Origin of the sequence: Bacillus luti (assembly GCF_009739945.1) — a bacterium.
GTDB lineage: Bacteria > Bacillota > Bacilli > Bacillales > Bacillaceae_G > Bacillus_A > Bacillus_A luti.
Genome location: NZ_CP040336.1, coordinates 1356965 through 1369176, shown reverse-complemented (window position 1 = coordinate 1369176; position 12212 = coordinate 1356965). Strand labels below are relative to the sequence as shown.

The window sequence follows — 12212 nt, the reverse complement described above, 5'->3', positions numbered from 1 at the left end:
CATATGAAATTTCTAAAGAATGATCAAGCTGCCGTTTTTGCTTTAGGTGGACTTGGTGAAATCGGTAAAAATACATATGCTGTTCAATTTCAAGATGAAATTATTATTATTGACGCTGGAATTAAGTTTCCAGAAGACGAACTCCTCGGAATCGATTATGTAATACCAGATTACACTTATTTTGTGCGAAACGAAGATAAAATTAAAGGATTATTCATTACACATGGTCACGAAGATCATATCGGTGGTATTCCTTACTTATTACGTCAAGTGAACATTCCGATTTATGGCGGAAAATTAGCAATTGCACTAATCAAAAACAAATTAGAAGAGCACGGATTACTTCGTAAAGCAAAACTTTATGAAATTCAAGAAGATGATGTTATTAAATTTAAAAAGACATCTGTTTCCTTCTTCCGTACAACTCACAGTATCCCAGATTCGTACGGAGTTGTTGTGAAAACACCTCAAGGACAAGTTGTTCATACTGGTGATTTCAAATTTGATTTCACACCAGTCGGTGAACCTGCGGACTTAACAAAGATGGCTGAAATCGGAAAAGACGGTGTACTTTGTCTCTTATCCGACAGTACAAATAGTGAAGTTCCAAACTTTACTATGTCTGAGCGCCGCGTTGGTGATAGTATTCAAGATATTTTCCGCAAAGTAGAAGGTCGTATTATCTTCGCAACCTTTGCATCAAATATCCATCGCTTGCAACAAGTTGTTGAAGCAGCTGTTGAAAACAATCGGAAAGTGGCTGTATTTGGTCGCAGTATGGAAGCAGCGATAGAAATCGGACAAAATCTCGGTTATATTCGCTGTCCGAAAGATACATTTATAGATACAGCTCAATTAAACCGACTACCAGCTAATAAAGTTGTTATTTTATGTACAGGTAGTCAAGGTGAGCCAATGGCAGCACTTTCACGTATCGCTAATGGTACACATCGTCAAATTCAAATTATTCCTGGCGATACAGTTGTTTTCTCTTCTTCACCAATCCCTGGTAATACAATTAGCGTAAGCCGTACAATTAACATGTTGTATCGCGCTGGTGCTGACGTAATTCATGGTAAGCTGTCAAACATTCATACGAGTGGACACGGCGGACAAGAAGAGCAAAAACTAATGCTACGTCTAATTAAACCGAAGTATTTCATGCCAATTCATGGTGAATATCGTATGCAACGTATGCATATGAAATTAGCGAATGATTGCGGTATTCCAGAAGAGAACTGTTTCATCATGGATAATGGAGATGTTCTTGCCTTACGTTCAGATGAAGCAAGCGTAGCTGGTAAAATACCATCTGGTTCTGTTTATATCGATGGAAATGGTATTGGAGATATCGGTAATATCGTATTACGCGATCGTCGTATCCTTTCTGAAGAAGGGCTTGTTATTGTAGTTGTAAGCATTGATATGAAAGAATTTAAAGTTGCAGCCGGACCTGATATCATTTCACGTGGTTTCGTTTATATGCGCGAAAGCAGTGATTTAATCAACGACGCTCAAACATTAATTACAACTCATTTAGAAAAAGTAATGGAACGTAAAACAACACAATGGTCTGAAATTAAAAATGAAATTACAGACACATTGGCACCATTCCTATATGAGAAAACGAAACGTCGCCCAATGATTTTACCAATCATTATGGAAATATAAGAAAAAGGACAATACCTTCATGGTATTGTCCTTTTCATTTATCTTAAAAAATGTTTAAAACGATCTACTTCATCGTCATGACCAATTACAATTAATATATCTCCCGCTTGAATATTTTCCGTAGCTCGAGGAGATACAATAACTTCTTTACCACGTTTAATTGCTACAATATTCAATCCAAACTTCGCACGAATATCTAATTCAATTAAAGAATGACCATCAATTTTTTTATTTGCAATGATTTCTACAATACTATGCTCATCGGAAAGTTCAAGATAGTCTAATACATTACTTGATGCAATATTATTAGCAATCCTTTTTCCCATATCACGCTCTGGATGCACAATGTGGTCGGCACCTATTTTACTTAACACTTTTTCATGATAATCATTTTGAGCTTTTACAGTAATATTTTTTACACCTAACTCTTTCAAAATCAATGTTGTTAAAATACTTGAATTTAAATTATCTCCAATAGCAACGACTACATGATCAAAATTACGAATACCAAGGCTTTTTAATACCATCTCATCTGTTGAATCTGCAATTACAGCATGCGAGGCTATATTTGCAAACTCATTAATTTTATCCTCATCTGAATCAATTGCCATTACTTCCATACCTAATTGAGCTAGTTCCCGACAAATACTTCCACCAAAACGCCCAAGTCCAATGACAGCAAATTCTTTTTCTTTCTCACTCACAGGAATTCCTCCAATAACTTCAAGTACTATGTATTTTCATTGTAGCATACTTTATATGCGCCACAAAAACCTGTAGATAGTTCCTATTTTTGTTTTTGCATATAAAAATATTGTTGTAAATAAAAGGAAATACCAACAAGCAACATGCCAAATACAAATATATTTCCAAATGAACTAAATGTTTCAAAAACGAATAATAATGTTTCTTGGCCGAAAAAAGCGAATAGAAGCTGTGTAAATGCAAATAACAGTGCCCATTTGTAATGATGTTGATGGAATAAATAATGCGTTGCACCTAAAAAAGCAATAAATGAAACGATAAAAATCCACCAATTTTCTAAAAACATTTGCCAATCAGAAAATTGATATCCATTTACTAATATCGCAATAATTCCTATAACAGCCATCGTTGGCACACTCCAAAATAATGCCCGTCCTCTAAAGAAACGAGTCCCTTTAACATCTCCTTTTTCATGTGCAATGTATGTTAATACTACTGTACTTATGTACAAAACAGAAAGAATTGTTAAAACGATAATAAGCCAAAAGTGTAATTGATAATACTCATGTTCTATGTTCGTCACGATTGCAGCTAGCATACACGGGATTAACATTCCCGTCCAACCATCTATTTTTCTTTCATTCCAAAACACTGTATTACCAATCCGGATTCCTAACAACATAAAAATAATAATACCTAATACAAATAGCGTAGTTTTATTCCCTACTAAACTCGTTGAGAAAGCAATTAATCCAATAAATAAAAAGAGCACAAACCCATTCATAATTTCTAGTACAGGTGATAAATACCTCTTCACCCATTTATATGTTTCGTCATATTCATTATTATCTACTAAACGGTAGGCATAAAAACTTATCCCAAAATAAACCGCCGCAATAATAACGTATGCATATAAGACAAAACATAACATTGCACTGCTAATTTGCACGTAATTCCCCACCCTTTTTTCTATGTTTCACATTGATTTTACACATTTTTCATAGTAAAAGTAAACATATATAAGTTAGTTAAATAATTCTCTTTCCTATTAGCAATAATTAATAATGAGCAGCGGCTCACCCTGCTCATTATTAAGACAACTAATTAAACTTTTTAAGAAAGAATTTTCATTCCTTCATTTTGTATACTAATGTCTAAAATCACTCTATATAAGCTGTGCTTACACCTTATAACAAAAGTGCCTTTGTCCCCTAAAAAGGCGGGAGTTAATTTCTATTCCCTTTCCACTTTACATATTGGTCTATACACACAATCGCCTTTTCAATCGCTTCTTCATCTGGTTTTAATTTCGCGTGATGTAAACCATATTCTGAATTTACCCCAAGCCAAAACATGAATCCAGGAATCTCTTGAAGCATATAACCAAAATCTTCACCTGTCATTGCCTCAGTACATGTAATAACATTCATATCCGTTTGTTCACGTACAAATTGCATAAACTCCCTTGTTAACTCTTCGTGATTATACACTTGATGATACATCGCTCCGTAGTCAATAACCGCTTCACATTGGAAGGAAGCTTCTATACCTGCAACAATTGCCTCAATCCTACTTTTAACACGACTCATTGATTCCACTGATAACGTTCGGATCGTTCCTTCTAACCGAGACTTTTCTGCTATAATATTTTGAACTGTACCGCCTGTTATTTTCCCAATTGTAATTACCGCACTATCAAGAGGATTCACATTACGACTAATAACGGATTGAAGCTGTGTAACAAGGTGACTTGCTGCAACAATCATATCATTTGCAGTATGCGGATAAGCCGCATGTCCACCTTTCCCTTTTAAATCCACATATAACTCAGATGTATTGGCAAACAACAGCCCTTCTTTTGTAGCAATTGTTCCTACAGCGTATTCAGGTGCAATATGAAGGCCGAGAATAATATTCGGTTTCCATTCCCTTAACTCTTCACTTTCTAACATAGGGAGAGCCCCCCCTGGACCTTCTTCTGCCGGCTGGAATAGGAATACAAGGTCATCATCTATTCTTTCCGTTACAGCTGCTGTTAGAAGTCCTAAACCGATTGTTGTATGCAAATCATGCCCACATGCATGCATCATTCCATCATGAACAGAAGCAAACTCATATCCAGTTTCCTCAGTAATTGGTAAACCGTCTATATCTGCACGATAGCCTATAATTTTTTCTGGATTTTTCCCATTTACTTTAACAATGACACCCGTTTTCCATACTTTTACTTCTACATATTCATCCGAAAGCGTTCCTATATAATCTAAAATATACTGTTGTGTTTTCCACTCTTTAAATCCAATCTCCGGTATTTTATGTAAATCTCTACGAATTTGGACGAATTTGCTCTTTGTCATTTTTGCACCTCTATCTATAAAAAGCGTAAGAGCCCGTTTATGCTCTTACGCTTTTTTTGTTTTTATTTCTCTGGGTTTAATTGACGAAGTTCTTGTTTAATTTCAGTTTTTGCTTTTGTCTTCTCATCAATTTCTTTAATTACACGTGCTGGAGTACCTGCAACAACTGTATATGGAGGTACATCTTCTGTTACAACAGCTCCTGCTGCTACAACTGCACCCTTACCTACTGTAACTCCTTCTAATACAACAACGTTTGCACCAATTACAACATCATCTTCAACGATAACTGGTTTTGCAGAAGGTGGCTCAATTACACCTGCAAGTACAGCACCTGCACCTACGTGACAATTTTTACCGACAGTTGCACGTCCACCAAGTACTGCGTTCATGTCGATCATAGAACCTTCACCAATTACAGCACCGATGTTAATTGTTGCATTCATCATAATAACAGCGTTGTCGCCGATTTCAACGTGATCACGAATGATCGCGCCTGGCTCAATACGAGCTTTAATACCTTTTAAATCAAGCATTGGAATTGCAGAATTGCGACGGTCATTTTCAACAACATAGTCTACAATGTGCTTGTTATTTTCATCAAGAATTGTCTTAATTTCAGACCATTCTCCAAATAATACACCGGATTTTTTATTTACAAATGCTTGTACTGTTTCAGGGAATGTTACTTCTTTTAAATCCCCTTTTATGTATACCTTTACAGGAGTTTTCTTTTCACTTTTTTGAATAAACGAAATAATTTCGTTAGCGTCCATCATTTTCATTCTTGTTGCCTCCTAAATCCATTTATACTGTTACTCTACCAAACGATAGAGCGAGTAGCAAGATAATAATCCTATTTTTCCATTTGAATTTCTTCTATAATTTCTAAAAATGCTTGTACTTGCTTCAACTGTCTTGCCGATTCACTCGTTAATAACCATGTTTCTCTCGTTAATTGAACAGGTGTTTTATACATATTTTCCTGTACTTCTTTTAAAACAGTAGAAGGTAATAGAGCATAACCTATACCATTTAAAACAAGTTGTTTGCACGTCTCAATTTGGTCAACTACAATTGTTCGCTTAGGTGGATTAGAAAATAGTCCATACCACCAATTTTGTATTTGTCCATAATAAGTCGAATCACTTTTAAATTGAATAAATGGTCTATTTGTTTCTTTCAACATCGAAATATCTTTTATTTCTTTGTCGACTAAATATAATTCATCTTCAAATAATTGTGTCTTTTGTCCTTTATACTCCTGCGATCCCCTTAATATAGCAACATGAACGTCACCTTCATAAAATTGCTTTTGCACTTCACTACTCCAGCCAGTAAACAGCGATATCTTCACAGAAGGATATTTGTGCACAAACTTTTTCAAAACAGGAGGGAGCCAATATTGACCAATAACTGATGCAACAGCTATTTTTAACGTTCCGTGAGTTTCTGTTCTAAAAACAGCAAGCTCGCTTTTAATATCCTCTTCCCTTTGCAACATTTCCTTTGCATAATTTGCGACTTTTTCCCCTTCAGGTGTAATTGTCAATCCTTTTTGTGAGCGAATAAAAAACTTCATTCCCCATTGTTTCTCCATAGATTGTAATCGTTGACTAAGCGCAGGTTGGGAAACAAATAAACGTTCCGCCGCTTTTCTCATATTTGATTCCTGAGCTAACACAACCATCATTTGAAAATCATCAATTTGCAACTTTCTCCCTCTTTCCTTAGCTTCCATACACCTTATTTCAATAAGCTTTTCATCTTAATTTAACTAAATACTTTTATACCGAAAAACAATTTTTCCGTCCTAACTTTTCTTATGTTTTTATCCTTTTAAATATAATACATACACAACTGATATGCACGAAAAAAAGTGACTTCTCTGTTTCTATGAAGTCACTTTTCTCATGTTATCGATTATGTTGTCTCACTTTTTTATTCAACAATTTCAAAATAGCCCGGCGTGTTAAAATCCCTTCAAAATAGCCATCTTCATTGACAGCGCAAATAAAAGGATGATCAATTGTCATTTCTAAAGCTTTTGCAAATGAATCTTCTAACTTAAGAACTGGAATATCTTCCTTCATCACTTGTTCTACTTTCATATCATCAAGTCTTTCAAACTCAATGCGCTCTAATCCTAACATACCGTCTAAAATCATAGCAGTACTAATCAACCCATGCAGTTTATACATTGGGTCTAAAACAGGTATCGCCGAATATCCAGATTTCACAAGAACAAGTAAAGCATGCTCTAAACCATTCCCAATTTGGACATGTGCTACTTTTTCTGATGAAATCATTAAATCCTTCACAAGAATTTGTTGAAACTCATCTTTCGGAATACTTATCATATTACATCCCCCATTTTCCCTTTTTCCTGCTTATATTCACCGACTCTATTCACATTTTATGACAGCGTTTTCATATTATTATTTTGTCCTTAGCTTTATTTCAATAAAAATACAATTACACGGCTATTTTAGCATACAACACAAAAAAAGACTACCATTTCGGTAGCGCTTAATACCCTTTATTTTTTAATCTGTAAAATAGCCTTGTGATTTTTTTATATTGCGTCACATCTGTCTTTTTCAAACCACTCTCAATATCTGTAAGTTCCACAGCTAAAATTTCACTCGCATAATTTTGCTGAAATAGAATATCTAATAACAAATTTTCTTCTTCTTTCGTTAAAACAAACTCCTTTTGCATATGCCCCTCTCCTTATACTCGCATCGTTACTTTCATTATATAAAATTTCTAGCCTATTTAATAGATGTAATATTCAGTTTTTAGTAAAAGACATATAAAAATCGAAAATATATAGAAATTATTTCGTATATCGATTGGCATAACTAAACGCCGCATAAGCATCCGGCTTAATTTTTGCAGTCAATCCCATCGCTTGAATTTTCGCTGTCATATCTAAAATAAATTCTTTTGTTAAACCATCATTCCCGATGTCTAAATGAATTTCCATTATAAACCCTGCCCCATCTTGCGCGTGCGGATGCAATAAATCCCATATTGTTTGTATGTGGTTAGGAGTAAATAGGCATGCAATTTCTTGACTAAACTGCGTTTCTAAATATATTTTCTCACGTAAAGTTGCTGGTTTATCTTTTACTGATTTATGGTGTAAGCAACCCCAAGCTCCTTTTCCAACACGATGAATATGAATTGCCGTAATAAATCTTGTATCCTTTTGATGTGCTTGTGAGTCTGTCCCAATGGATAATCGATATAAATTTCGTGGATCCCTTTCAATGAAACTACAAATACGGTTAAAGACCATATCAAAATTCAAATGTCTCTCTGAAACATTATAAAATGTATGTTCACCGTCCACATAGTCACGTCCTTTCAATTAGACAGACTTTTCGTATTCTCATTGTATGGGACAAAAACAAAAATTATAACTCCCTATCCTTTATTCGTTTCAATATTCCGAATTACACAATGACATACTTGGCACGTATAAATTACATTTTGATTAGATTGAGCTGTTAATACATGAATAATCTCAGCAGAATTGTGGCAATTAGGACAAATCACAACTGGTAAACGTTCCACATAACACACCTCCTAATTATTTTATCAAGCTATTTGTGGGTGGTAGGACTCCTGATTTGTGTAGCTTAATAATCAGCGGATAATAAACACCCCCACCAATTAAATTTTCACTTTACTACCATTGTAGGATAAATGAAAAATTCCTATACATATATGCCGGAAAGTATTAGAACTAAAAAAGGTACTGCCTTATGGCAGTACCTTTTTTATATGTATCAAGAAATGATATCGTAAATCTCAATTGCAACCATGTCGATATTATCGAATTGATACACTTGAGGTTTTTCACCTTGTTGATACACTTCTAACTCATACATTTCACTTTTATCGAAAAATTTCACGCTACATTTGCGCTCACCGTTCACTTCAAAATAGCGTTGTGCTACTTCACCGCTTTCAGCTTGTTCTTGTAGACTAACAAGTCGAGTTAAAATTCCTTGGAGTAGAGACATGAAATCTCTCCTTTCTCTGATCTTCCTACCAATAGGTTTTACAGCTATACTCATTCTATCCGTCATAACAGAAAAAATGTTCCACACTCTAGGATAAAGGTTATTGGCCAGAAACTCAACTAAAAATTTGTCGAAATTCGAAGGAAAAAACAGAAAGAACATATTTTCCCTTCTTTATTGCGATTTTTATACTGGAAGAATATAATAAAAAACAGAAAAAAGGAGGAATTACAATGAAAAAAATTGAGGTTTACACACAACCTGATTGTCCGCCATGTGTCATTGTGAAAGAATTTTTAAAGCATAACAACGTTGCATATGAAGAATTCAACGTAAAAAAAGACGCTGCTGCTCGCGACCGCCTTTTATACGACTATGACTCCTATTCAACTCCAACAGTTGTAATTGACGGGGAAGTTGTTGCAGGGTTTCAAATCGAAAAATTACAACAGCTACTCAATATAGAATAGGAATAGGTAAATACCTATTCCTATTTTTATAATTGCTGTAGCCTTTTTATTTCAGTTAAAAGTTCCTGACTTTCATGATATCCTGCTAGTTTCCATTTCCCTTGATCTCTTTGCAATGTTACGATTTGGTATTGACCACTTTTCGCCCGCTCATATACGTATAAATTTTTGTGTTCTTCATCATATGACATTTTCGTTTCTGAATTAAAAGAAAACGGCGCTTCTTTTGCTGGAAGTAAATATTCACCACTTTGCTTTTCACTTCTACTATTTTCATCTGTAAATACTTGAAGGAAATTATCTGTAAAATACGGTGATAATGTCTCTATCATCTTGTTCACAGGCAAATGCTTCCCACGAATTGAAAATTGGGTCTCATAACCTTTTTGTATCGTCGTAAACACTTCTTTCCGATCAACTTTCAACTCCTCTTTTCCTAATACGGTTGTCACACTATAACCAACTAGAAAAGCAACACATACAAATAGAACAAACCATATTCCATATTTCCTCATTTTTTCACCTTCCTTTTAAAAGAACTTGTCTTTGTAGTATTCATTGTAACAATGATTATGCAAAGAAAGGGATGGTTTCGTTCGTAAAATCTTTACAACGATAGACAGCATTTTCATCACCATTTTCACTATTACCAATTTCTGATAAAAACAAACAAAAAAATGCACGAATTTCTTCGTGCATTAAAACAAAACATCTTCTTCATATAAATATTCATACGATAAATCTATAAATAAAAAGTTTTCATCATCAATTGGGAAAGAGAATGTTCGTACCATTTCACCGGTTTCGATATCGGCATATAAATCCGAGAGCCTTGCCTTATTCTCAAAACGCATTTTCATAATGTTCTCTAGAAAATACGGGCGCCAACTCCAGTTCTTCATGTAATACTCTGGCATCACAATCCATTCTCCATCTTTTTTCATCACATTACCTGATTGTTGAAAACCATCTTCATTACAAATAAATATACGGAAACTACACTGTGACACGCTTTGGCTAAATTGTAATAACCAATCATTTATATCTTCATTCTTTTTTTGTTTAGATAGAACATCACCAATTCGATCACGTAACATCTCTGTTAAATTATAAATTTTTTGCAGCTTCTTCTTCTCATGTTGAATAAACTGATGGCATTCATTACCAAGTCGCTCTTTTAAAACATTCGTTTCAATAAAATCAGGTAAACATTCTTTCAAATAATCACCTTGGTAATATCTACCTCCGTTTTTCCAAGCATATTGTAATTGATAAAAAGCATCTATTTCTTCATATAACAATGTCGCACCAATTCTTCTAGCGAGTAATGATAAAGAATATAAAATATCTTGATAAGATTGTAAAAGTGCAGTTTGCCTCAAGTTTGTTAAATCTACTTTTAAAATATCCGGTGCTAATACGCTAATCCGTTCTAAATTACTTGTACCCGTTCCGACCTTATTTATCGAAATTTGAATACCATATGTACGATAATACATAAGCAAATGATTAAATTGCTCTATATCTTCTTTACATTCATGTTCTGTAATCTCTAAAACAATGCGTTTCAAATTTAAACCTTGCTTTTCATACATTAATAAAAGTTGAAGTAAACTTTCATCCTCATCATTCATTAATACGTTAGCATTCCGATGTATAAATAATAATAATTGTTGATCGCTTTCCAAATAACGATCCAAAGCTTTCTCTACTATGATATTATCTGCTTCCAGCTGAAACTCGCCTGGAATAGAATCATCATGAAAGAAAGACGCTAAACTTTGTATACCCTCTTCTGTTTGAATACGTCCTACTACTTCATATCCAATTACTGTATGCTCATCAGCACTAAAAATAGCTTGATAATAAGGAAGGACTTTATCCAAGTTACTCATTACATCTAATGCATCTATCAACGTGCTTCCCTCCCTTTACTTTTCAAAAATTATAACACGATATTTACGGAAAAATAATAAAAAATCCCTTCAGTTTTCCTGAAGGGATTAGAGGGGTAAAATGCTAAGGGGAATTAGCAATTCTACTATGAAGAAAAAAGAGGTCTTAAATATACCGTATATATGACCTCTTGTAAACACCTTTCTTTCACATGTCACATTTTTGTCACATTTAAATACAAAAAGATGAATCAAACATTCATTTAGTCATCCCTTTTAAAATGGATATTGATGCAAGTGTTGTCCTCCATCCATTGTCATACAAGTACCATTTATGTACGCAGCTTCATCTGAACATAAATAATAAGCTAGACCTGCAATCTCTTCTGGCGTACCTAGTCTTCCAAGTGGAACACTTTGTAGTGTTCGCTTAGCCATTTCTTCTGAAATCCATAATTTATCGGCACCGCCCGTACGCTCAATCGGTCCTGGCGCGATAGCATTAACTCGTATTCCATATTTACGTCCCCACTCGACCGCAAGTGTTTTCGTCATTGCTAATACGCCAGCCTTCGCTGCAGCTGAATGAATAACTCCTGGACCTGCATCCCATGCATATGTTGCTACCATATTAATGATATTGCCTTTTATGCCTTTCTCAATCCAATACTTCCCGACAGATTGACTACAATAAAATGTGCCATTTAACACAATATTAATGACCGCATTCCAGCCATTCACAGATAGATCTTCTGCTGGACAAATAAAGTTTCCAGCTGCATTATTTATTAAAATGTCAATTCGACCAAACTTCTCATCAATATGTTCAATCATTTTCTGAATGTCATCAATATTTCTCACATCCATTTGCACAGGTAATACTTGCCCCGGAAACTGTTCAATTTCTAACTTTGTTTCCTCTAATTTTTCCTTTGTACGCCCTGTAATAACAACTCGTGCCCCTTCTTTTGCAAAACGAGTTGCCATTCCTTTTCCCATTCCACTAGATCCACCTGTTATAATAACTACCTTTTCTTTCACATACATCCCCTCCCAAAAATGAATACACATTCATTTTAT

Annotated in this window: 16 protein-coding genes; 2 read left to right on the top strand and 14 right to left on the bottom strand. The window is 34.6% G+C overall.

Features of this window, described 5'->3' with window-relative positions; all coding sequences use genetic code 11:
* Positions 1 to 3 precede the first annotated feature (3 nt).
* Positions 4 to 1671, top strand: a complete 1668-nt coding sequence (rnjA, locus tag EUC40_RS07180; RefSeq protein WP_000670370.1) for a ribonuclease J1 — start codon at positions 4 to 6, stop codon at positions 1669 to 1671.
* A gap of 38 nt (positions 1672 to 1709) precedes the next feature.
* Here the strand turns inward: rnjA and EUC40_RS07175 are convergent, their stop codons facing one another.
* The 10 genes from EUC40_RS07175 to EUC40_RS07135 form a co-directional block, all read right to left on the bottom strand.
* Positions 1710 to 2375, bottom strand: coding sequence for a potassium channel family protein (locus EUC40_RS07175; protein WP_001290442.1), 666 nt, complete (start codon positions 2373 to 2375; stop codon positions 1710 to 1712).
* An 83-nt stretch (positions 2376 to 2458) separates the two neighbouring features.
* The gene (locus EUC40_RS07170; RefSeq protein WP_098662732.1) at positions 2459 to 3325 is read right to left on the bottom strand and encodes a cytochrome C oxidase assembly protein; all 867 of its coding nucleotides are present in this window, start codon (positions 3323 to 3325) and stop codon (positions 2459 to 2461) included.
* 277 nt (positions 3326 to 3602) lie between these two features.
* Positions 3603 to 4733, bottom strand: coding sequence for an N-acetyldiaminopimelate deacetylase (locus tag EUC40_RS07165; protein ID WP_071713165.1), 1131 nt, complete (start codon positions 4731 to 4733; stop codon positions 3603 to 3605).
* 62 nt (positions 4734 to 4795) lie between these two features.
* Positions 4796 to 5518, bottom strand: a complete 723-nt coding sequence (gene dapD / locus EUC40_RS07160) for a 2,3,4,5-tetrahydropyridine-2,6-dicarboxylate N-acetyltransferase (RefSeq protein ID WP_000783241.1) — start codon at positions 5516 to 5518, stop codon at positions 4796 to 4798.
* Between the two features lie 71 nt (positions 5519 to 5589).
* Positions 5590 to 6474 (bottom strand): transcriptional regulator CcpC, encoded by an 885-nt coding sequence (locus tag EUC40_RS07155; protein WP_002019148.1) that lies wholly within the window; start codon positions 6472 to 6474, stop codon positions 5590 to 5592.
* A gap of 175 nt (positions 6475 to 6649) precedes the next feature.
* On the bottom strand, positions 6650 to 7093 hold the full coding sequence (gene cbpB, locus EUC40_RS07150) for a cyclic-di-AMP-binding protein CbpB (RefSeq protein ID WP_000623574.1): 444 nt from the start codon (positions 7091 to 7093) through the stop codon (positions 6650 to 6652).
* 169 nt (positions 7094 to 7262) lie between these two features.
* Positions 7263 to 7454: an antirepressor AbbA gene (abbA, locus tag EUC40_RS07145; RefSeq protein ID WP_071713164.1), complete on the bottom strand. Its 192-nt coding sequence runs from the start codon at positions 7452 to 7454 to the stop codon at positions 7263 to 7265.
* A gap of 118 nt (positions 7455 to 7572) precedes the next feature.
* Positions 7573 to 8091 carry a ribonuclease H-like YkuK family protein gene (locus tag EUC40_RS07140; protein ID WP_000348523.1) on the bottom strand — a complete coding sequence of 173 codons (519 nt, stop codon included), beginning with the start codon at positions 8089 to 8091 and terminating at the stop codon, positions 7573 to 7575.
* A 74-nt stretch (positions 8092 to 8165) separates the two neighbouring features.
* Positions 8166 to 8315, bottom strand: coding sequence for a hypothetical protein (locus EUC40_RS26900; RefSeq protein WP_000440535.1), 150 nt, complete (start codon positions 8313 to 8315; stop codon positions 8166 to 8168).
* Positions 8316 to 8530: 215 nt separating this feature from the next.
* Entirely contained in the window at positions 8531 to 8767 is a 237-nt protein-coding gene (locus EUC40_RS07135) for a YkuJ family protein (protein WP_000055151.1), read from the bottom strand.
* 233 nt (positions 8768 to 9000) lie between these two features.
* Here EUC40_RS07135 and EUC40_RS07130 point away from each other — a divergent pair, with 233 nt between their 5' ends.
* The gene (locus tag EUC40_RS07130; protein WP_000717876.1) at positions 9001 to 9237 is read left to right on the top strand and encodes a glutaredoxin family protein; all 237 of its coding nucleotides are present in this window, start codon (positions 9001 to 9003) and stop codon (positions 9235 to 9237) included.
* 26 nt (positions 9238 to 9263) lie between these two features.
* Here EUC40_RS07130 and EUC40_RS07125 read toward each other — a convergent pair whose 3' ends face one another.
* The 4 genes from EUC40_RS07125 to fadH form a co-directional block, all read right to left on the bottom strand.
* Positions 9264 to 9752, bottom strand: a complete 489-nt coding sequence (locus tag EUC40_RS07125) for a DUF3993 domain-containing protein (RefSeq protein ID WP_001233799.1) — start codon at positions 9750 to 9752, stop codon at positions 9264 to 9266.
* Between the two features lie 55 nt (positions 9753 to 9807).
* Positions 9808 to 9936 carry a hypothetical protein gene (locus EUC40_RS26895; RefSeq protein WP_000544074.1) on the bottom strand — a complete coding sequence of 43 codons (129 nt, stop codon included), beginning with the start codon at positions 9934 to 9936 and terminating at the stop codon, positions 9808 to 9810.
* Positions 9936 to 11153 (bottom strand): EAL domain-containing protein, encoded by a 1218-nt coding sequence (locus tag EUC40_RS07120; protein ID WP_071713163.1) that lies wholly within the window; start codon positions 11151 to 11153, stop codon positions 9936 to 9938. The genes EUC40_RS26895 and EUC40_RS07120 overlap by 1 nt, the downstream gene beginning before the upstream one ends.
* Before the next feature lie 255 nt (positions 11154 to 11408).
* Entirely contained in the window at positions 11409 to 12173 is a 765-nt protein-coding gene (fadH, locus tag EUC40_RS07115; protein ID WP_000660911.1) for a 2,4-dienoyl-CoA reductase, read from the bottom strand.
* Positions 12174 to 12212: the final 39 nt, after the last annotated feature.